This is a genomic window from Streptomyces sp. NPDC037083, from assembly GCF_055606485.1.
On the sequence record NZ_JBVJSQ010000001.1, the window covers coordinates 180,759 to 199,220 of the forward strand.

The window sequence follows — 18,462 nt, forward strand, 5'->3', positions numbered from 1 at the left end:
CCCTCCGCACCGGAGGGCGACCCCTTCCTCCCTCGCAGGAACAAAGGTCATTCCCCCGAGGGGGGATCCCTATCCCTGCGACCCACCCACGGAGCACGATCCATGTACTTCACCGATCGCGGAATCGAGGAACTCGAGAAGCGGCGCGGCGAGGAGGAGGTCACCTTCGAGTGGCTCGCCGAGCAGCTGCGGACGTTCGTCGACCTGAATCCGGACTTCGAAGTGCCGGTGGAACGGCTGGCGACGTGGCTGGCGCGACTGGACGACGAGGACGACGAGTAGCCGGCGGCGAGCCGCGGCCGACGGCGGCGAGAGGCGGCGACCCGCGCCGGTGAGCGGCGCGGGGTCAGGGCCGACCGGCGGCCCGTTCGCGGCCGGCCGTGCACGGAGGGGCGTCGGGTGACGCCCCTCTTTCGTGTTTCCGGGCCCGGACGGATCACCGGATCGGGTGCCTTGACTTTCGGCGGCCGCGATATATCGTGTTTCACGGAGACGCGATATTGCGTGTCGTGTCGTCGTGAGGGAGGTCCGCACCATGTCCGAGTGGTCCGTCGCCGAGCCGAGGAAGCTGTCTTTCGACGAGCCCGTGCGCGAACTGCACGTGCGCATCGTCGACGGCACCGTGAACGTGGTGGGCACCGACGACCGATCCGCCCGTCTGGAGGTGTCCCAAATCGAGGGACCGCCCCTGGTGGTGAGTCATCTCGACGGAACCCTGACGGTGGCCTACGAGGACCTGCCCTGGAAGGGCTTCCTCAAGTGGCTCGACCGCAAGGGCTGGCGGCGCAGCGCCGTCGTCTCGCTCGCCGTGCCGGCCGGCACCCGGGTGGAGGTGGGCGTGGTGAGCGCCGGGGCGGTGGTCTCGGGCATCGACGGCCCCGCCGAGGTGAAGGGGGTCAACGGCGACACGACCCTGGTGGGTCTCGCGGGCCCGGTGCGCGCGGACACCGTCTCGGGGAGCGTGGACGCCCAGGCGCTCACCGGCGATCTGCGCTTCAACTCCGTCTCCGGCGACCTGACCGTGGTCGAGGCGGGCTCCTCCGTGAAGGCCGACTCCGTCAGCGGGTCGATGATCGTCGACCTCGACCCGGTCGGCCGGCCCACCGACATCGCGCTCACCAGCATCTCGGGCGAGATCGCCATCCGGCTGCCCCACCCCGCGGACGCGCAGGTGGAGGCCAACACCGCGAGCGGCTCGGTCTCCAACGCCTTCGAGGATCTCCGGGTCAGCGGCCAGTGGGGCGCCAAGCGCATCACCGGCCGCCTGGGCGCCGGCAACGGCAGCCTCAAGGCCACGACGGTCTCCGGTTCGATCGCCCTGCTGCGCAGGCCCGCGGCAGACGAGGCGGAGGGCGAGGCACGGCAGGCCGGGGAGCGCGCGGACCCGGCGAAGACGTCCGCCACGGCACCGACACCGACAGTCGTACCGGAGGGGGAAGCGGGATCCGGCCCACGCTCCGGCTCGGGGGACAATGCCGATTCCGGCCCGGGCGGCGAGAGCTCATCCGACGGCCAGGCCGACAGCACGACCGACAAGAAGGTGCTCTGACATGCCTCCCGTCTTCGCCCATGGCCGTCTCCGCCTCTACCTTCTGAAACTGCTGGACGAGGCACCGCGCCACGGCTACGAGGTGATCCGCCTCCTCGAGGAACGCTTCCAGGGTCTCTACGCGCCGTCGGCGGGCACGGTGTACCCCCGGCTGGCCAAGCTGGAGGCCGAAGGCCTGGTCACCCACACCACCGAGGGCGGCCGCAAGGTGTACGCCATCACCGACACGGGCCGGGCCGAACTGGCCGACCGCAGCGGCGAACTGGCCGATCTGGAGCTGGAGATCCGCGAGTCGGTCGCCGAGCTGGCCGCGGAGATCCGAGCCGATGTGCGCGGCGCCGCGGGCGATCTGCGGCGCGAGATGCGGGCGGCGGCCTCACAGGCGCGCCAGGGCGCGGGGACGGGCTCCGCCGAGCCGGGCGAGCAAGGAGAGTACGGAGAGTACGGCGACAAGGAGGCGTGGCGGGCCGCCAAGGAGGAGATGCGCCGCGTCAAGCAGGAGTGGAAGGAGCAGGCGCGCCGGGCCAAGGACGAGAGCCGACGCGCACGCGAGGAGGCCCAGCGGGCGCGCCGCCAGGCCAAGGAGGCGCAGGAGCGGGCCCGCTCCCAGGCCCAGGAAGAGGTCCAGCGCATAGCGCGCCGGGTGCAGGAACAGGTCCAGGACCACTTCACGCGGGGCGACTGGCCGACGGGCGTCCGAGAGGGCCTGACGGAACTCGCCAAGGAGTTCGGGGAGTTCGGCAAGGACTTCGGTCGCGAGTACGGCAGGGACTTCGGCTTCGGCCGCCCCGGCACCACGGGAGCGGCCGCGGCCACGGCGCGTCCCGAGTACTCCCCCACCCCGGAGTACTCCGACACCCCGGAGGCCTTCCCCGCCGAGTACGAGCCGACCTGGGCCCACGAGGACCCCAGCGGCGACCCGGCCCGCGACCTGGACCGCCTCCTCGACCGCTTCCGGGACGACATCCGCGACGCGGCCCGGGACCACGGCGTCACCGGCGAACAGCTCCGCGAGGCCCGACGCCATCTGTCGACGGCGGCCGCACACATCGGCGTGGTGCTCCGAGCCCCGAGGTCCTGACGGGGGGCCGGGCCCGGCCTCGCACCTCGACCGGCCTCCACCCTCGAGCAGCCCCCAGCCGGCTTCACCCCGCCTCCGCGCCGGCCGGGACGCTGCTCAGCCCGCCTCCGCCTCGGCCGGCACGCCGCTCACCCCGCCTCCGCCTCGGCCGGCACGCCGCTCACCCCGCCTCCGCCTCGGCCGGGATCCTGCTCAGCCCGCCCCCGCCTCGGCCGGGATCCTGCTCAGCTCGCCTTGGCCGCGCGGCCGCCGCCGTCACCGCCGTCCGCGCGGCCGTCCACGCCCCCGTACAGCACGCGCGTGAGGGCGGTGTGCGTGACGCCGTGGTCGGCGAGGATCTCCGCGGGCACGCCACGGCGGGCGGTGAGGGCGAGCAGCAGGTGCTCGTCGCCGATCTTCCGTTCGCGGCGGGCGAGGGCGATGCGCAGTGTGTCGGTGAGCAGCTCCTTGGCTCCGCGGTCGAAGGGCCGCCCGCCGAAGAGGCGTCCGCCGGAGCCGCCCTTGCCGTCGGCCGCCAACGCGCCCTCCCCGTGCGCCTCCTCCACCCGCGAGACGATCTCGGAGACGTCGATGCCCAGCCCCGAGAGGGCGTCCGTGTCGGCCCGGGAGAGGCCGCCCCGGCGTCGGACCTCGCCCAGATCCCGGACGAGTCCCGCACGGCCGCCCGGCGGCAGCCCGAGCGAGGCCAGCGCGAACGAGCCGCGACTGCCCTCCCTGTCGAGGAGGGCGAGCAGCACATGCGTCTCGTCGACCCGCTCCGCCCCCGTCCGTTCGGCATGCACCGCCGCGCCCAGCACCACGGCCCGCGCGTCCTTCGTGAACCGCTCGAACATCATTGCCTCCCGTACTTCTTGTGCACGGCCTGCCTGCTGACCCCGAGTTCCGCGGCGATCTCCTGCCACGACCATCCCTGGTTGCGCGCACTGCGCACCTGCACCGCCTCCAGCTGCTCCAGCAGCCTGCGCAGCGCCGCGACGGCGCGCAGCCCGACCCGTGGATCGCGGTCGCCGGCTCGCGCGGCGAGATCCGTTGCTTCGGTCATGACGTCAACCTACGTTGACACTCCGCATCTGTCAACCGTGATTGACGCATGGGGCGCGCAAAAGGCGGGCCCGGGGACCCCGGACCCGCCTCACACGCGTGGCGGAGATCAGCCGTTGGTGAGCACGATCTTGCCGAACTGGTCGCCGGACGCGAGCCGTTCGAAGCCCTCGCGGGCCCGGTCGAGCGGGAGCACCTCGTCGATGACGGGACGCACACCGGTGGCCGCGCAGAAGGAGAGCAGGTCCTCCAGCTCGTCCTTGGTGCCCATGGTGGAGCCGACGACCTTGAGCTCCAGGAAGAAGATCCGGGTGAGCTCGGCGTGCGAGGGCCGGTCGCCGCTGGTGGCGCCGGAGATGACGAGCGTGCCGCCGGGCCGCAGGGACTTCACCGAGTGGGACCAGGTGGCCGCGCCGACGGTCTCGATCACGGCGTCCACCCGCTGCGGCAGCCGCGCACCGGACTCCACCGCCTCGACGGCGCCGAGTTCCAGGGCCCGCTTGCGCTTGGCCTCGTCCCTGCTGGTGGCGAAGACCCGCAACCCGGCCGCCTTGCCCAGCACGATGGCCGCCGTGGCGACACCGCCGCCGGCGCCCTGGACGAGGACGGAGTCGCCGGGACGCACCCCGGCGTTGGTGAACAGCATGCGGTACGCCGTCAGCCAGGCCGTGGGCAGGCAGGCGGCCTCCGCGAAGGAGAGCTCCTTGGGCTTGGGCAGGACGTTCCAGGTCGGCACGGCGACCTGCTCGGCGAACGTGCCCTGGTAGCGCTCGGTGAGGATGGAGCGGGGCTCGTCGGGGCCGACACCATGTCCGGTCTGTCCGATCACGGAGTGCAGGACGACCTCGTTGCCGTCCTCGTCGACACCGGCGGCGTCGCAGCCGAGGATCATCGGCAGCCGGCCCTCGGGGAGACCGACGCCCCGAAGCGACCAGAGATCGTGATGGTTGAGGGAGGCGGCCCTGACGTCGACGACGCTCCAGCCGGGACGGGCCTCGGGGGCCGGGCGCTCCCCCAACTCCAGGCCGGAAAGCGGCTGGTCACGGTCGATTCGGGCGGCGTAGGCGGCGAACATGCACCCGACCCTAGGGTCCCGCGGCGGCGAGCGAAACCGGACGGCACTGTGAGACATGCCCTCTTGCGCTCCGTCCGCCCCGGCCCTGACCGGACGGTGCCGACCGAGCCCCGGCCGAGCCCCGGTCAGGACGATTCAGCCCGTCCGACGCCTCGTCATCACCCGAACGGGCAGACCGGTGGGTAAAAAAAGGAGATGGCCCCGCCTGGGCAGGCGGGGCCATCCGTGGCACACGTCAGCGACGGGCAACGCCCTCGGCACGAGCGGCAGCGGCCACCGCGGCCGTCACCGCAGGAGCCACGCGCTCGTCGAACGGCGACGGAATCACGTAGTCCGCCGCGAGGTCGTCCCCGACGACCCCGGCCAGCGCCTCGGCGGCCGCGAGCTTCATGCCCTCGGTGATCCGGGACGCCCGCACCTGCAGCGCGCCCGCGAAGATCCCCGGGAACGCCAGCACGTTGTTGATCTGGTTGGGGAAGTCCGACCGCCCGGTCGCGACCACGGCCGCGTACTTGTGGGCGACGTCCGGGTGCACCTCCGGGTTCGGGTTCGCCATGGCGAAGACGAACGCGCCCTTCGCCATCGAGGCCACCGCCTCCTCGGCCACCGTGCCGCCGGAGACGCCGATGAAGACGTCGGCGCCGGCCAGCGCGTCCTCCAGCGAGCCGCTCAGCCCGGCCTTGTTGGTGAACCCGGCCAGCTCGCGCTTGACGTCGGTGAGGTCCTCCCGGTCCGCGGAGACGATGCCCTTGCGGTCGGCGACCGCGACGTCCCCGATACCTGCCTCGACCAGCATCTTCGCGATGGCGACCCCGGCCGCGCCGGCTCCCGAGATGACGGCCCGCAGCTCGCCGACGGCCCGTCCACTCAACCGCGCCGCGTTGCGCAGCGCCGCCAGCGTCACGATCGCCGTGCCGTGCTGGTCGTCGTGGAAGACCGGGATGTCGAGGGCGTCCTGGAGGCGGCGCTCAATCTCGAAGCACCGCGGCGCCGAGATGTCCTCCAGGTTCACTCCGCCGAACGAGGGCGCGAGGCGCACCACCGTCTCGATGATCTCTTCCACGTCCGTGCAGGCGAGCGCGATCGGGACCGCGTCCACACCGCCGAACTGCTTGAAAAGAATCGCCTTGCCTTCCATCACCGGAAGGGAGGCCTCCGGGCCGATGTCCCCGAGCCCGAGCACGGCCGTGCCGTCGGTCACGACGGCGACGACGGACGACTTCCAGGTGTAGTCGTTCACCAGCTCCGGCTGCTCCGCGATCGCGGTGCACACGCGCGCGACGCCGGGCGTGTAAGCGAGGGACAGGTCGTCCTTGTCGTGGACCGGGACGGTGGCCTGGACGGCCATCTTTCCGCCACGGTGCAGCGCGAACACCGGGTCGAACGAGTCGAGGGGCTCCGCACCGCCCTCCTGGCCCGCTCGGTCGGCGCTCTCGCTGCGAGGATTGACGATCTCCGCTGCCACTGTGTCTTACCCCTTAGGTCTGCATGGTTTGAGGGTGGCCACTCCTGATTGAGAAGTGGGCGGGCATCGCACAGGGCCCTGAGGTGATGCGTACGAGCGCCTGCGCGTCGGGCGCGCCGCACACGCGCCCTGAGCCCCGGATGAGGGGTGTAAAAAACCTTCTTACCGGACGGAGACCACAGCCGACGAGTCCATTCGGTGCAAGGTCACATCCCCGGGCCTGTGGACCTTCGACAGAGGTCACCGCGAGTGACATGAGTCATGCACGAAGAACGGCCGGGGTCACCGAAGCCCTTGACAAGCCTTGACACGCACTCAAGTCAACGTATGGGGCGCACGACGAGCGATCACATGGTGAGATGAACCGAAGATCTTTCGGCCGGAAGGGGGGATTCCCGCAGATGGTCCGGCTCCGTCCGGTCGTGATGTACCGGACTGATGCGGTTCGGGGGTCGCCCGTTATCCGATTTTGACATGGCTGGCCCCCTGAATGCCGTCGTCCGAATGGCAAGATGCCGTCATCACACGAGGTCGCGACACCCGAAGGTGTGTGTTCTCGTCGACCCATCGGCATTTGTCGACCCATCGGCATCTCCATCCATCCGCCGGAGGAATCCACCATGACCGCAAGCTCCACCCGACGCACGACCGCCGCGCGCACCCGCCTGGCAGCGGTCGGATCCCTCGCGGTCGCGGGCGCCTTGCTGCTCACCGCCTGCGGCGACCAGACCGAGGGCGGCGGCAGCTCCTCCCAGTCGTCGAGCGGCTCCGACAAGGCTCCCCTCTTCTCGAAGCTTCCGGCCGACATCCAGAAGGCGGGTGTCATCAAGGTCGGCACCAACGCCGAGTACGCCCCGATGGAGTCCGTCGAGGGCGGCAAGATCGTGGGCGTCGACCCCGACATCGCCGCCGCGCTCGGCAAGCAGCTCGGCGTGGACTTCCAGTTCACCTCGGGCGGCTTCGACACCCTGATCACCGCGGTCAACACAGGCCGCTACAACGTCGCCATGTCGTCGATCACTGACAACAAGCAGCGCCAGGAGGGGCTGGACGACAAGGGCAAGAAGCTGGGCGAGGGCGTCGACTTCGTCGACTACTTCACCGCCGGCACGGCCGTCTACGTCCAGAAGGGCAACCCCAAGGGCATCAAGACGCTGGACGACCTCTGCGGTCAGACGGTCGCGGTGCAGCGGGGCACCACGTACGAAGAGGCCCTGCAGACGCAGTCGAAGAAGTGCACCACCGACGGCAAGAAGGCCCTCAAGATCGAGTCCTTCGAGAACGACACCGAGGCCCAGACCCGAGTGAAGTCCGGCGGCGCCGTGGCCGGCGTCAACGACTACCCGGTCGCCGTGGACATGGCCCGCAAGGCGGGCAACGGCAACACCTTCGAGGTTCTCGACAAGCAGTACGAGGCCGCTCCGTTCGGCATCGTCGTGGACAAGAAGAACACCCAGCTGCGCGACGCCCTCAAGGAGGCCGTCGACGCCATCATCAAGGACGGCTCGTACCAGAAGGTGCTGGAGAAGTGGGGCGCCGAGAGCGGCGCGATCAAGGCCGCCGCGATCAACGGCGGCAAGTGATCCACCCGCACCTCCTGAAGTCTTCGAAGGGCAGTCCCCATGACTGACAAGTTCGACAAGTCCTCCGCGGGCGCACCGCCGGAGGACACCCCACCGGCCGCCAAGGAGCCGGCGTTCTCCGGCCCGCCGGAGGCGATCAAGGCCATTCCGGTGCGCCACTACGGCCGCTGGGTGAGCGCCGTCGTCGTCATCGCGCTCCTCGCCCTGCTGGTCAACGCGTTCGCGGCCGGCGACATCCAGTGGGACACGGTCGGCGACCAGCTGTTCAACTCGACGGTGATCGCGGGCGCCGGGCGCACCCTGCTGATCAGCATCCTGTCCATGGTGCTCGGCGTGGTCCTGGGCGTCCTGCTGGCCGTGATGCGCCTGTCGAAGAACCCGGTGACCAGCACGGTCGCCTGGCTGTACATCTGGTTCTTCCGCGGCACCCCGGTGTACGTGCAGCTGCTGATGTGGTTCAACCTGGCGCTGATCTTCCCCGTCCTGAACCTCGGTCCGATCTACAAGGACGAGATGACGGACGTCATGACGCCGTTCATGTGCGCCCTGCTCGGTCTCGGCCTGAACGAGGCCGCGTACATGGCCGAGATCTGCCGGGCCGGCCTGCTGGCCGTGGACGAGGGACAGACCGAGGCGGCCCACGCGCTGGGCATGAGCCACGGCAAGACGCTGCGGCGGATCGTCATCCCGCAGGCGATGCGGGTGATCGTGCCGCCGACCGGCAACGAGTTCATCAACATGCTGAAGACCTCGTCGCTGGTGTACGTGGTGACCTACAACGAACTGCTGCGCTCGACCTCGGTGATCGGCTCCTCGTCGTTCGCCGTGATGGAACTGCTCTTCGTGGCCTCCATCTGGTACCTGGTCATGACCAGCATCTTCAGCGTCTTCCAGTACTACCTGGAGCGTTACTACGCACGGGGTTCGAGCCGTAGCCTCCCGCCCACGGTCTTCCAGAGGATCAGGGCGAACCTGCTCACGATCGGCCGCGAAAGGGGTGCGGCATGACCGCGATGGTGAAGGCGGAGGGCGTCCACAAGTCCTTCGGCGCGGTCGAGGTCCTCAAGGGCATCGACCTGGAGGTCAAGAACGGTGAGGTGTTCTGCCTCATCGGCCCGTCCGGCTCCGGCAAGTCGACCTTCCTCAGGTGCATCAACCACCTGGAGAAGATCAACGCCGGCCGGCTGTACGTCGACGGGGACCTGGTGGGCTACCGCCAGAAGGGCGACAAGCTGTACGAGCTCAAGGACAGCGAGGTCGCGCTGAAGCGCCGGGACATCGGCATGGTGTTCCAGCGGTTCAACCTGTTCCCGCACATGACGGCGGCGGAGAACGTGGTCGAGGCCCCGGTGCAGGTCAAGGGCGTCAGCAAGGCGCAGGCCCGGGAGCGGGCGCGGGAGCTGCTGGACCGGGTCGGCCTGGCCGACAAGGCCGACAACTACCCCTCGCAGCTCTCCGGCGGCCAGCAGCAGCGCGTCGCCATCGCCCGGGCGCTGGCGATGGACCCGAAGCTGATGCTGTTCGACGAGCCGACCTCGGCCCTCGACCCGGAGCTGGTCGGCGACGTCCTCGACGTCATGCGCGACCTGGCCGAGTCCGGGATGACGATGGTCGTCGTCACCCACGAGATGGGCTTCGCCCGCGAGGTGGGCGACAGCCTGGTCTTCATGGACGGCGGTGTGGTCGTCGAGTCCGGCAACCCGCGGGACGTGTTGACCAACCCGCAGCAGGAGCGGACGCAGGCGTTCCTGTCGAAGGTGCTGTAGCAGGAACGGCGCGCGAAGAAGGGGCGGTACGGGATCCCGTACCGCCCCTTCGCCGTACCGCCCCTTCGCCGTACCGCCCTTTCGCCGTCGCCGCCCCTTCGCCGTCGCCGCCGCTTCTCCGGGCCGGGGGCCGCGGCCCCCGCACGCTCACTTCAGCGCCAGCACCAAGGTGTCCGACGGCGAGCACCACACCGCCCGGGCCTCACCGAACCCGCGCGCCAGCAGCTCGCGCACATGCCATCCCACGGAGGGCATGTCGCCGTCGGCGTGCTCGCCGTAGATCTCGAAGCGCCGGGCCGTCGGCTCGGCGAGCACCGGGTCCTTGGCGGCGAGCTGCCACCACTCGGCCCAGTCCAGGGCCCCGTCGCCCTTGGCCTGATCCATGCGGGCGTGGCGCTGGGCGCGCTCCGCCGCGTTGATCCGGGGCGTCGCGTCGTCGATCATGTGGTCCGCGTTCATGAAGACACCGCCGTCGCGGACGAGTTCCGCGATCCGACCGTAGAGGGCCGCGAGGGGTTCGCTGTGCAGCCAGTGCAGGGCCGTGGCGGTCAGGACGGCGTCGTAGGACTCGTGGGGCAGCCGGGCCGGCCAGTCGGGGTCCTTGAGGTCGGCGGTCACGAAGGTGACGCGGTCGTCGTCCGCGAAGGTCCCCTCGGCGATGGCGAGGAGCGCCGGGTCGAGGTCGACGCCGGTGCTGGTGGCGTCGGGCAGCCGGGCCAGCAGCCGGGCGGTGACGGTGCCGGTGCCGCAGGCGAGGTCGAGGACGCGCGGGGCGGGCCCGACGAGCGCCTCCACCATGTCGAGCATGATCCGGAAGCGTTCCTCGCGGTCGGGCATGTACCACTCCTGCTGGCGGTCCCAGCTCCGCTGCCAGGCAGCCCAGTCGGCACCGGCCGCGGCTGCGGTCGTGGCGTGGGGCGAGGCATCGGGCTCGGTGTCGGCCGTGGCACCGGTCGGGGTCGTCTGCGCGTCCGTCATCGCCATCCTCCGCATAGGTCACGTAATACCCTGGAAGCACGAACGGCCGTTACTCCGCCCGCATCCCGACCATAGAGCGCCCCCGTAAGGACTACAAGTGGAACTGGCCTATTACTCGGACTACGCCGTGCGGCTCGTCAACAGCGAGGAGCCGACCCGCGGCAAGGACGCCCTGACCTCGGTCGAGGCCGTCCGAGCGCTCTTCGGCGGCAACCAGTCGGCCGCCCGCCGCGCCACCGACGCGGACGTCACCCGGTTCCGCTCGGTCCGCGGCCGGCTGCGCGCGGTCTTCGAGGCGGCCGACGGCGGCGACGAGACCCTCGCGGTGGACCTGCTGAACTCCCTGCTGCTGGAGTTCCCGGTGAGCCCGCAGATCTCCGGCCACGACTTCCGCGACGACGACGGCCGCCCGCTGTGGCACATGCACCTGGCCGACCACCCGTCCAACGCGACCGCCGGCTACGCGGCCATCGCGGCCATGGGCCTGGCCTTCCACCTCACCGAGTACGGAGTCGACCGGCTGGGCCTGTGCGAGGCGAGCCCCTGTCGCAACGCCTACCTCGACACCTCGACCAACCGCTCCCGGCGCTACTGCTCCGACCGCTGCGCCACCCGCGCCAACGTGGCCGCCTACCGCGCCCGCAAGCGCCTGGAGGCGGACCGCACGGCCGGCACGGGCCTGGCCGCCGACAGCGCCCAGCGCACCACCGCCAGCGGGGAGCGCTGATCCGGCTTCAGCGGACGGTAGCGCAGCCGCGCCCGGCCCAGGATCAGCTCGTCGGGCACGGTCCCGTAGTCCGTGCTGTCGCCGCCTGCGTAGGCGTTGTCCGCCAGGACCCACCACCCGCCCTCACGGCGCTCGACGGCCCGTTTGACGACCAGCAGGTCCTGCTGGAAGGGATGCCGCAGCACGATCACGTCACCGGGCCGCACCCGCGCGCCGTACTGCACCAGCAGCCGGTCCCCGTGGTGGAGCGTGGGCACCATGGACGGACCGGTCACCTCGGCCAGCCCGAAGGGCGCGGGGGCCATGCCCCGCTCGGTCTCCTGCGACGGTTCCGGCATGCCCGGCACCTCCCCGGTCCGTTCGTCCACCAGTCTCAGTCTGACCCCGGACTTTTGTCCTAAGCCCATGGGGGCACCCGCCAAAAGCAGTCGCTCAGGGAGTAATGTCCCACCTGAGAAGACGATCACGAGGAAGGAACGCTCCATGCTTTCCCGCCTGTTTGCCCCCACGGTCAAGGTCAGCGCACACTGCGACCTGCCCTGCGGTGTGTACGACCCGGCCCAGGCCCGCATCGAGGCGGAGTCGGTGAAGGCCGTGCAGGAGAAGATGGCCGCCAACGACGACCCGCACTTCCAGGCGCGCGCCACCGTCATCAAGGAGCAGCGTGCCGAGCTCGCGAAGCACCACGTCTCCGTGCTGTGGAGCGACTACTTCAAGCCCCCGCACTTCGAGAAGTACCCCCAGCTGCACCAGCTGGTCAACGACGCCCTGAAGGCGCTGTCGGCCGCCAAGGGCTCGACCGACCCGAAGACCGGCGAGAAGGCCCTGGAGCTCATCGCCGAGATCAGCGACATCTTCTGGGAGACCAAGAAGGCCTGACCGGCCGTTCCTCGTCCATGACCTGCGGCAGGTGCACCGTCGCGGGTCGTGGGGAACGCTCGTCACACCTTGCGCGAGGGGCCCGGTCGGACAGCCGACCGGGCCCCTCCGTCGTGACGTTCAGGCCCCGCCGGCCGGGTCGTCCTCGCCCACCTCCAGCAGTCCCGCCGCCGCGCCGACTATGCGCGGGTCGGGCGTCCCGACGACCTCCTCGTCCTTGTCGTCGTAGTCGAACCGGGCGAGCACGCTGCGCATCGCCTCGACCCTGGCCCGTTTCTTGTCGTTGCTCTTGACCACCGTCCAGGGCGCGTACGCCGTGTCCGTCTCGCGGAACATGGCGACCTTGGCGGCGGTGTAGTCGTCCCAGCGGTCCAGCGAGGCCAGGTCCATCGGGCTGAGCTTCCACTGCCGTACGGGGTCGATCCGGCGGATCGTGAAGCGGGTGCGCTGCTCGCTCTGCGAGACCGAGAACCAGAACTTCACCAGGTCGACGCCGTCGTCCACGAGCATCCGCTCGAACATGGGGGCCTGGCGGGCGAAGCGCTCGTACTCGTCGTCGGTGCAGAAGCCCATGACCCGCTCGACGCCGGCCCGGTTGTACCAGGACCGGTCGAAGAGGACGATCTCGCCCGCGGTGGGCAGCTGCTCGACGTACCGCTGGAAGTACCACTGCCCGCGCTCGCGCTCGGTGGGCTTCTCCAGGGCCACGACCCGGGCGCCGCGCGGGTTGAGGTGCTCGGTGAACCGCTTGATGGTGCCGCCCTTGCCGGCCGCGTCACGGCCCTCGAAGACGATCACGAGCCGACGTCCGGTCTCCTTGATCCAGCTTTGCAGCTTCAGCAGTTCGATCTGCTGCAGCCGCTTGTGCCAGTCGTACTCCTTGCGCTCCATGCGCCGCGGGTAGGGGTAGTTCTCCCGCCAGGTGTCCACCGGGCTTCCGTCCGGCCGGACGAGCACGGGGTCGTCGTGGTCGCTGTAGTCGACCCGCAGGTCGGCCGGTTCGGACAGCGGGGGCGGTGTCGTCACGGCGTCTGTCTCCCGGTCTCGGATCTCGTGTCGCGTGTCATGTCTCGGGGGTCGGATCTCGGGACTCAGTGGAACTGCGGCACGATGAGGCGGATCCCGTAGGCCACCACCGCCGCGCAGGCGAGGAAGCACAGTGCGGCCTGCGCCCGGCCCGCGGCGGAGACGCCGGGCCTCTCCTCGCGCGTGCCGTCCGCCCGGGCCAGGCCCAGGACTCCCAGGGCGAAGACGGTGACCACGGCGACGGTGACGCCGACGCTCACCGCGGTGACCTGGCCGAGTGCGGTCCAGTCGATACTCATGGCGTGAACTCCGGTGTCTGCTCAGGCGGCCGTTCGGACGTCGGTGGGCGGGGCGGTGCGCAGGGCGACCTCACGGCCGTCGTTGACGTTGTGGGCGTGCACGGGGTTGCGGCGGGAGATCACGACGATGCCGGCGGCGAGCGCGATGCCCACCAGGGCGACGACCGTCGTGCCGAGGTTGCCGCCGTGCGTGACCGCGCTCGCCGCGAGGCCGCCGGCCAGCGCCGCCGCGGGCAGGGTGACCAGCCATGCGATCACCATGCGGCCCGCCACGCCCCAGCGCACCTCCGCAAGCCGCCGGCCCAGACCCGCGCCGAGGATGCTGCCGGAGGCGACCTGGGTGGTGGACAGGGCGAAGCCGAGGTGCGCGGAGGTGAGGATGACGGTCGTGGAGGCCGTCTCGGCGGCGAAGCCCTGCGGGGACTGGATCTCGGTCAGGCCCTTGCCCATGGTGCGGATGATCCGCCAGCCGCCGAGATAGGTGCCCAGGCCGATGGCGAGTCCGGCGGAGGCGACCACCCACACCGGCGGCCCTGCGTCATGGCCGAGCGCGCCCGCCGAGATCAGGGTCAGGGTGATGACGCCCATGGTCTTCTGCGCGTCGTTCGTGCCGTGCGCGAGGGAGACCAGCGAGGCGGAGGCGATCTGCCCGATCCGGAAACCCCGGGTGACCGGTCCCCGCCGGGCGCGCTCGGTGAGCCGGTAGGCGAGATAGGTCGCGAGCAGCGCCGCCACGCCCGCCACCAGCGGGGAGGCCACGGCCGGGATCAGGATCTTCTCGACGACCTTGTCGAAGTGCACCCCATGGGACCCGGCCCCGACCCACACCGCCCCGATCAGCCCGCCGAACAGCGCGTGCGACGAACTCGACGGCAGGCCGACCAGCCAGGTCAGCAGGTTCCACAGGATGGCCCCGACCAGCCCGGCGAAGATCATCCCCGGTGAGACGAGACTGTCGTCCACGATGCCGCCCGAGATGGTCTTCGCGACCTCGGTGGACAGGAAGGCGCCGACGATGTTGAGGACTCCGCTCACCAGGACCGCGGTCCTCGGTGTGAGCGCGGCGGTGGCGATGGAGGTCGCCATCGCGTTCGCCGTGTCGTGGAATCCGTTGGTGAAGTCGAAGGCCAGGGCCGTGACGATGACGACCGCCACGAGGAACGTGATGTGGTCCATTCCCTCAGGGGAGCAAGCGCTTCCATACGTGAGGCGAACTGGAGGCAAAGCCTGTTTCCGCTCTCCGCGCCCGACGTGTAAGGATCGTGCGATCCTGGCGTGATGACACGGGAGGACCTGGTGAGGTTGCGGCAGGCGCGCGACCGGATGGACCGCGAGTACGCCGAGCCCCTCGACATCGCCGCACTGGCCGGCACGGCGCTGATGTCCCCCGGCCACTTCCAGCGCAGCTTCCGCGAGGCGTACGGCGAGACGCCCTACGGCTATCTGATGACCCGCCGCGTCGAGCGTGCCAAGGTTCTGCTGCGCCGCGGGGACCTGACCGTGACGGAGGTCTGCATCGCGGTCGGCTGCACCTCGCTCGGCTCGTTCAGCTCCCGTTTCACCGAGCTGGTCGGCGAGACCCCGAGCGCGTACCGGGCGCGGTCGCACGACGAGAGCGCGGTGATCCCGCCGTGCGTGGCCCGCACGTTCACCCGGCCCCGGCGGGGCCGGCCCTAGGGTGGATGCCATGGATCTCAAACTCCACCAGTGTTTCGTCGCCGTCGACGACCACGACAAGGCCCTGCACTTCTATGTCGAGGTGCTCGGTCTCGAAGTCCGCAACGACGTCTCCTTCGAGGGGATGCGCTGGGTCACCGTCGGGTCTCCGCTGCAGCCGGACGTGAACATCGTGCTGGAGCCGCCGGGCGCGAACCCGGACTTCTCCCCGGCCGACCGGGAGGCGATGGCCCGGCTGCTCGCCAAGGGCGTGCTGCGCGGGGTCATCTTCACCACCGCCGACTGCGACGCCCTGCACGCGCGCGTGCAGGAGGCCGGCGTCGAGGTGCTCCAGGAACCGACGGACCAGCCGTACGGGGTGCGCGACTGCGCGTTCCGCGACCCGGCCGGGAACATGCTGCGGTTCATGGAGCGCAAGGCGTGAGCCGACCCGTCCGCTGGACGTACGCCTTCGTCGACCGGCCCGCCGCGCTGTTCGAGCGGGCCTGTGCCTTCTGGACCGCCGTCACGGACACCCGCCTGTCCGAAGCCAGGGGCGACAAGGGGGAGTTCGTCACCCTGCTGGCCGAGGGCACGGATGCCTGCGTGAAGATCCAGGGCGTCGCGGACGGCGCCGGCGGCGCACATCTCGACTTCGCGGTCGAGGACGTGCCCCGGTTCGTCGAGGAGGCGCTGGAGCTGGGGGCGGAATCGGCCGCCGCGCACGAGGACTGGGCGGTGCTGCGCTCCCCGGCCGGGCAGCCGTTCTGTGCGGTGCCGTGGCACGGCGAGGCCGTGCGGCCGCCCGTGGTGGCCGGCAGCCGTCTCGACCAGGTGTGCGTCGACCTCCCGCCGTCTGCGTTCGACGCGGAAGTCGCCTTCTGGACTGCCCTGTTGTCCGACTGGTCGGCCCGGCCCGGATCCCGGCCCGAGTTCCATGTGCTCGAACCGCCGCCCGGGCTCGCGGTCCGCATCCTGCTGCAGCGGCTCGACGAGGAGCGGCCGGAGGACGGCGGCCCGGTCTCCGCCCACCTCGACCTCGCCTGCGGCGCGGACGTCGACGCCGCGCGCGCCCGCCACGAGCGGCTCGGCGCGCGGTTCGTCGCCCGGCACCCCCACTGGACGGTGATGCGCGATCCGGCGGGCGGCCTGTACTGCCTGACCGGGCGTGACGCGGATACGGGCGGACTTCCCCGGACAGGTGGTCGCTGACCGCTCGTCGTCCCGCACGGCATGTGCCGGCGGGCGCCCTGCCCGCCGTCCTGCGCCGGCTGCCCGGGGCCGCGCCCGCCGTATGCGGATGCCGGATCGCGAGCGACCGCAGAGGCAGCCGCCGGACGAGTGACGCCGGCTGTCAGGAGGTACGGGCCGTCGGGGCGCCGGGCTCCTGTTCGGACGAGGAGACGGGTTCGGGCGCGGAGACAGTTCCGGGCGGGGCGACGGTTTCGGGCGAGGAGGCGTGCTCGGGGTCGGAGTGCTCGGGGTCGGCGTGCTCGCGCTGGGCGCCCGGCTCCACGTACGCCTCGCACTCCGGGTTGTGGCACGGCCCCGGCACCCACCGCGGCACCCACGCGCCCAGCGTCTTGTGCCGGCGGATGACGGACTGCACGGGCTTCCCGCAGGCGGGGCAGACGCGTTGTTCCCTGTCCATGTCCTCAGGGTAGGACGGCCCGTACGCAAGCGCCCCCCGCCGTACGCAAGCGGCCCCCCGCCGAGCGTCAGCGTGCCCTGCCGTACGTACGGACCACCGCGCCGTTGCCGAAGGAGCGCACCGCGCCCAGGGTGAAGCGGGCGAGGTCGAAGCCGGCGCCGAACATCGGCATGCCCGCGCCGTAGACGATCGGGTAGGTCTTGGTCACCGGCTCGTCGATCTCGTCGTCGACGGCGTCCTGCCGGACGTGGGAGTGCCGGACGGCCTCGTCGAGCGCATCGTCGAAACGGTGGTACCGACCGCCGGCCCCTGACGTCCGCCGGCACGCCGCCCCACCCGGCCGAACCGCCGACAGCCCCCAGGCCCTTCCGAACTGCCCGCCGTCCACCCCCGCCCCCTCAGGCCCTCAAGCCCTCAAGCCCTCAAGCCCCCCGAACCCACGGCCTTGAGCCGCGGTCACGGGGGGCACGGGGACTCTCGGGACCGGCTGGCCCGCGCTGGCCGGCCGGGCCGGTCGAGTGGGTCCGGCGGTCGGCCGGCCCTGGTCGGCCGGCCCTGGTCGGCCGGTGGGTGAGGCGAGGCCTGGTGAGCCCCACGGGGGGGCGGGCGGGTGGGTCAGTTGTTGCGGCGGGTTACGAATTCCGCCAGGGACAGCAGGCCGCCCGCCGACTCCGGGTCCGGGATCGCCCGGGCCAGCTCGTGCATCGCGCGGGACATCCGGTCGGCCGCCTGCTCCTGTGCCCACGCGCGGCCGCCGGCCCGTTCGACGGCCGTCGTCGTGCGGTCCAGGTCGGCCGGTCGGTAGGGCGCCGCGTACAGCTCGGCCAGTTCGCCGGCCGCCGGGGTGCCGGAGGTCAGCGCGGCGACCACCGGGAGGGATTTCTTGCGGGCCGCGAGATCCGCGCCGGCCGGTTTGCCGGTGTGCCGCGGGTCGCCCCATATCCCGATGACGTCGTCGATGAGCTGGAAGGCGAGCCCGGCCTCCCGGCCGAACGCGTCCAGCGCCTCGACGTCCTCCTCCGCCGCCCCCGCGTAGAGCGCGCCGACCGCACAGGCGCAGCCGAGCAGCGCGCCCGTCTTGGCCTCGGCCATGACGATCACCTCGTCGAGGGTGACCTCGGCGGGGCCGCGTCTCTCCAGGGCGGTGTCCGCCTGCTGGCCCGCGCACAGCTCGACCACGCAGGCCGCGACCCGGGCCGCGGCCGCCGAGGAAGCGGGGTGCGGGTCCGCGGCGAGCAGCCCGAGGGCGAGGGCCTGCAGGGCGTCCCCCGCGAGGATCGCGTCGGCGTCGCCGAACACGGTCCAGGCGGTGGGACGGTGGCGGCGGGTGGCGTCCCGGTCCATCACGTCGTCGTGCAGCAGCGTGAAGTTGTGGACCAGTTCGACCGCCGCGGCGGCCCGGACCGCCGCCGCGCGGGCCGCCGGGCCGCCGAGCGCCGCGGCCGCGGCGAGCACGAGGGCCGGACGGATCGCCTTGCCCGCGTTGCCCGCCGCCGGAGTGCCGTCCGCGTGCTCCCAGCCGAAGTGGTAGAGCGCGATCCTGCGCATCGAGCCGGGCAGCGAATCGATCGCCGCCCGCAGCGCCGGGTCGACCGACGCCCGGGAACGCTCCAGGATCTCCGTCGCCTCGTGCCCGTCGGCCGCGCCCGGGGCGCCCTCGCCCTGGCTCCCGATGGGTTTCCGCCC

The 18,462-nt window shown here is 71.4% G+C and carries 22 protein-coding genes and 1 pseudogene; 11 read left to right on the forward strand and 12 right to left on the reverse strand.

All coding sequences use genetic code 11. The features are described from left to right. Positions 1–102: 102 nt before the first annotated feature. From ACZ7DE_RS00840 to ACZ7DE_RS00850, 3 genes are all read left to right on the forward strand, one after another. Complete coding sequence (locus ACZ7DE_RS00840) at positions 103–282, forward strand: DUF6104 family protein (protein ID WP_003992906.1); 180 nt, start codon at positions 103–105, stop codon at positions 280–282. Positions 283–535: 253 nt separating this feature from the next. Beyond that, on the forward strand, positions 536–1,549 hold the full coding sequence (locus ACZ7DE_RS00845; RefSeq protein WP_470756496.1) for a DUF4097 family beta strand repeat-containing protein: 1,014 nt from the start codon (positions 536–538) through the stop codon (positions 1,547–1,549). 1 nt (position 1,550) lies between these two features. Continuing rightward, complete coding sequence (locus ACZ7DE_RS00850; RefSeq protein ID WP_470756498.1) at positions 1,551–2,630, forward strand: PadR family transcriptional regulator; 1,080 nt, start codon at positions 1,551–1,553, stop codon at positions 2,628–2,630. Between the two features lie 224 nt (positions 2,631–2,854). On the opposite strand, the gene ACZ7DE_RS00855 is transcribed toward ACZ7DE_RS00850, so the two are convergent. The 4 genes from ACZ7DE_RS00855 to ACZ7DE_RS00870 form a co-directional block, all read right to left on the reverse strand. Then, on the reverse strand, positions 2,855–3,463 hold the full coding sequence (locus ACZ7DE_RS00855) for a Clp protease N-terminal domain-containing protein (protein ID WP_470757898.1): 609 nt from the start codon (positions 3,461–3,463) through the stop codon (positions 2,855–2,857). After that, positions 3,463–3,672, reverse strand: coding sequence for a helix-turn-helix domain-containing protein (locus ACZ7DE_RS00860; protein WP_093780812.1), 210 nt, complete (start codon positions 3,670–3,672; stop codon positions 3,463–3,465). The genes ACZ7DE_RS00855 and ACZ7DE_RS00860 overlap by 1 nt, the downstream gene beginning before the upstream one ends. Positions 3,673–3,780: 108 nt before the next feature. After that, the gene (locus ACZ7DE_RS00865) at positions 3,781–4,746 is read right to left on the reverse strand and encodes a zinc-binding dehydrogenase (RefSeq protein WP_470756500.1); all 966 of its coding nucleotides are present in this window, start codon (positions 4,744–4,746) and stop codon (positions 3,781–3,783) included. Positions 4,747–4,981: 235 nt separating this feature from the next. Beyond that, entirely contained in the window at positions 4,982–6,211 is a 1,230-nt protein-coding gene (locus tag ACZ7DE_RS00870) for an NAD(P)-dependent malic enzyme (protein ID WP_470756502.1), read from the reverse strand. Positions 6,212–6,831: 620 nt separating this feature from the next. Here ACZ7DE_RS00870 and ACZ7DE_RS00875 point away from each other — a divergent pair. Genes ACZ7DE_RS00875 through ACZ7DE_RS00885 form a run of 3 tightly spaced genes read left to right on the forward strand, consistent with a single transcriptional unit; the run spans position 6,832 to position 9,560 of the window. Further along, the gene (locus ACZ7DE_RS00875; RefSeq protein WP_470756504.1) at positions 6,832–7,794 is read left to right on the forward strand and encodes an ABC transporter substrate-binding protein; all 963 of its coding nucleotides are present in this window, start codon (positions 6,832–6,834) and stop codon (positions 7,792–7,794) included. A gap of 39 nt (positions 7,795–7,833) precedes the next feature. After that, a complete protein-coding gene (locus ACZ7DE_RS00880) occupies positions 7,834–8,802 on the forward strand; it encodes an amino acid ABC transporter permease (protein ID WP_470756506.1) in 969 nt (322 codons plus the stop codon). Further along, a complete protein-coding gene (locus ACZ7DE_RS00885; protein WP_470756508.1) occupies positions 8,799–9,560 on the forward strand; it encodes an amino acid ABC transporter ATP-binding protein in 762 nt (253 codons plus the stop codon). The genes ACZ7DE_RS00880 and ACZ7DE_RS00885 overlap by 4 nt, the downstream gene beginning before the upstream one ends. 147 nt (positions 9,561–9,707) lie before the next feature. Here ACZ7DE_RS00885 and ACZ7DE_RS00890 read toward each other — a convergent pair whose 3' ends face one another. Continuing rightward, a complete protein-coding gene (locus ACZ7DE_RS00890) occupies positions 9,708–10,538 on the reverse strand; it encodes a class I SAM-dependent methyltransferase (protein ID WP_470756510.1) in 831 nt (276 codons plus the stop codon). Positions 10,539–10,635: 97 nt separating this feature from the next. Between ACZ7DE_RS00890 and ACZ7DE_RS00895 the strand changes: the two genes are divergently transcribed. Next, positions 10,636–11,265 carry a CGNR zinc finger domain-containing protein gene (locus ACZ7DE_RS00895; protein WP_470756512.1) on the forward strand — a complete coding sequence of 210 codons (630 nt, stop codon included), beginning with the start codon at positions 10,636–10,638 and terminating at the stop codon, positions 11,263–11,265. On the opposite strand, the gene sodX is transcribed toward ACZ7DE_RS00895, so the two are convergent. Continuing rightward, the gene (sodX, locus tag ACZ7DE_RS00900; protein ID WP_470757900.1) at positions 11,169–11,603 is read right to left on the reverse strand and encodes a nickel-type superoxide dismutase maturation protease; all 435 of its coding nucleotides are present in this window, start codon (positions 11,601–11,603) and stop codon (positions 11,169–11,171) included. The two genes, ACZ7DE_RS00895 and sodX, sit on opposite strands and share 97 nt — an antisense overlap. Before the next feature lie 145 nt (positions 11,604–11,748). Between sodX and sodN the strand changes: the two genes are divergently transcribed. Beyond that, a complete protein-coding gene (gene sodN / locus ACZ7DE_RS00905; protein ID WP_470756514.1) occupies positions 11,749–12,144 on the forward strand; it encodes a superoxide dismutase, Ni in 396 nt (131 codons plus the stop codon). 120 nt (positions 12,145–12,264) lie between these two features. Here sodN and ppk2 read toward each other — a convergent pair whose 3' ends face one another. From ppk2 to ACZ7DE_RS00920, 3 genes are all read right to left on the reverse strand, one after another. After that, positions 12,265–13,170: a polyphosphate kinase 2 gene (ppk2, locus tag ACZ7DE_RS00910; RefSeq protein WP_470756516.1), complete on the reverse strand. Its 906-nt coding sequence runs from the start codon at positions 13,168–13,170 to the stop codon at positions 12,265–12,267. 65 nt (positions 13,171–13,235) lie between these two features. Then, a complete protein-coding gene (locus tag ACZ7DE_RS00915; RefSeq protein WP_470756518.1) occupies positions 13,236–13,469 on the reverse strand; it encodes a hypothetical protein in 234 nt (77 codons plus the stop codon). A gap of 21 nt (positions 13,470–13,490) precedes the next feature. Further along, positions 13,491–14,645 carry an inorganic phosphate transporter gene (locus ACZ7DE_RS00920; protein WP_470756520.1) on the reverse strand — a complete coding sequence of 385 codons (1,155 nt, stop codon included), beginning with the start codon at positions 14,643–14,645 and terminating at the stop codon, positions 13,491–13,493. A gap of 102 nt (positions 14,646–14,747) precedes the next feature. Between ACZ7DE_RS00920 and ACZ7DE_RS00925 the strand changes: the two genes are divergently transcribed. From ACZ7DE_RS00925 to ACZ7DE_RS00935, 3 genes are read left to right on the forward strand one after another with little or no spacing between them, the layout of a single operon-like run. Continuing rightward, complete coding sequence (locus ACZ7DE_RS00925) at positions 14,748–15,146, forward strand: helix-turn-helix transcriptional regulator (protein WP_470756521.1); 399 nt, start codon at positions 14,748–14,750, stop codon at positions 15,144–15,146. Between the two features lie 10 nt (positions 15,147–15,156). Beyond that, the gene (locus tag ACZ7DE_RS00930) at positions 15,157–15,570 is read left to right on the forward strand and encodes a VOC family protein (RefSeq protein ID WP_470756523.1); all 414 of its coding nucleotides are present in this window, start codon (positions 15,157–15,159) and stop codon (positions 15,568–15,570) included. Then, positions 15,567–16,337 carry a VOC family protein gene (locus tag ACZ7DE_RS00935; RefSeq protein ID WP_470756525.1) on the forward strand — a complete coding sequence of 257 codons (771 nt, stop codon included), beginning with the start codon at positions 15,567–15,569 and terminating at the stop codon, positions 16,335–16,337. The genes ACZ7DE_RS00930 and ACZ7DE_RS00935 overlap by 4 nt, the downstream gene beginning before the upstream one ends. Before the next feature lie 142 nt (positions 16,338–16,479). On the opposite strand, the gene ACZ7DE_RS00940 is transcribed toward ACZ7DE_RS00935, so the two are convergent. From ACZ7DE_RS00940 to ACZ7DE_RS00950, 3 genes and pseudogenes are all read right to left on the reverse strand, one after another. Next, a complete protein-coding gene (locus ACZ7DE_RS00940) occupies positions 16,480–16,776 on the reverse strand; it encodes a hypothetical protein (RefSeq protein WP_470756527.1) in 297 nt (98 codons plus the stop codon). A gap of 67 nt (positions 16,777–16,843) precedes the next feature. Then, positions 16,844–17,002, reverse strand: a pseudogene (locus tag ACZ7DE_RS00945) (dihydrofolate reductase family protein); the annotation flags it as partial. A gap of 389 nt (positions 17,003–17,391) precedes the next feature. Further along, on the reverse strand, positions 17,392–18,450 hold the full coding sequence (locus tag ACZ7DE_RS00950; RefSeq protein ID WP_470757902.1) for a family 2 encapsulin nanocompartment cargo protein polyprenyl transferase: 1,059 nt from the start codon (positions 18,448–18,450) through the stop codon (positions 17,392–17,394). Positions 18,451–18,462 lie beyond the last annotated feature (12 nt).

Coding starts and splice junctions, on each gene's coding strand:
- ACZ7DE_RS00840 (WP_003992906.1), top strand. CDS start 103: ATGTACTTCACCGATCGCGGAATCGAGGAACTCGAGAAGCGGCGCGGC.
- ACZ7DE_RS00845 (WP_470756496.1), top strand. CDS start 536: ATGTCCGAGTGGTCCGTCGCCGAGCCGAGGAAGCTGTCTTTCGACGAG.
- ACZ7DE_RS00850 (WP_470756498.1), top strand. CDS start 1,551: ATGCCTCCCGTCTTCGCCCATGGCCGTCTCCGCCTCTACCTTCTGAAA.
- ACZ7DE_RS00855 (WP_470757898.1), bottom strand. CDS start 3,463: ATGTTCGAGCGGTTCACGAAGGACGCGCGGGCCGTGGTGCTGGGCGCG.
- ACZ7DE_RS00860 (WP_093780812.1), bottom strand. CDS start 3,672: ATGACCGAAGCAACGGATCTCGCCGCGCGAGCCGGCGACCGCGATCCA.
- ACZ7DE_RS00865 (WP_470756500.1), bottom strand. CDS start 4,746: ATGTTCGCCGCCTACGCCGCCCGAATCGACCGTGACCAGCCGCTTTCC.
- ACZ7DE_RS00875 (WP_470756504.1), top strand. CDS start 6,832: ATGACCGCAAGCTCCACCCGACGCACGACCGCCGCGCGCACCCGCCTG.
- ACZ7DE_RS00880 (WP_470756506.1), top strand. CDS start 7,834: ATGACTGACAAGTTCGACAAGTCCTCCGCGGGCGCACCGCCGGAGGAC.
- ACZ7DE_RS00885 (WP_470756508.1), top strand. CDS start 8,799: ATGACCGCGATGGTGAAGGCGGAGGGCGTCCACAAGTCCTTCGGCGCG.
- ACZ7DE_RS00890 (WP_470756510.1), bottom strand. CDS start 10,538: ATGACGGACGCGCAGACGACCCCGACCGGTGCCACGGCCGACACCGAG.
- sodX (WP_470757900.1), bottom strand. CDS start 11,603: ATGCCGGAACCGTCGCAGGAGACCGAGCGGGGCATGGCCCCCGCGCCC.
- sodN (WP_470756514.1), top strand. CDS start 11,749: ATGCTTTCCCGCCTGTTTGCCCCCACGGTCAAGGTCAGCGCACACTGC.
- ACZ7DE_RS00915 (WP_470756518.1), bottom strand. CDS start 13,469: ATGAGTATCGACTGGACCGCACTCGGCCAGGTCACCGCGGTGAGCGTC.
- ACZ7DE_RS00920 (WP_470756520.1), bottom strand. CDS start 14,645: ATGGACCACATCACGTTCCTCGTGGCGGTCGTCATCGTCACGGCCCTG.
- ACZ7DE_RS00925 (WP_470756521.1), top strand. CDS start 14,748: ATGACACGGGAGGACCTGGTGAGGTTGCGGCAGGCGCGCGACCGGATG.
- ACZ7DE_RS00930 (WP_470756523.1), top strand. CDS start 15,157: ATGGATCTCAAACTCCACCAGTGTTTCGTCGCCGTCGACGACCACGAC.
- ACZ7DE_RS00940 (WP_470756527.1), bottom strand. CDS start 16,776: ATGGACAGGGAACAACGCGTCTGCCCCGCCTGCGGGAAGCCCGTGCAG.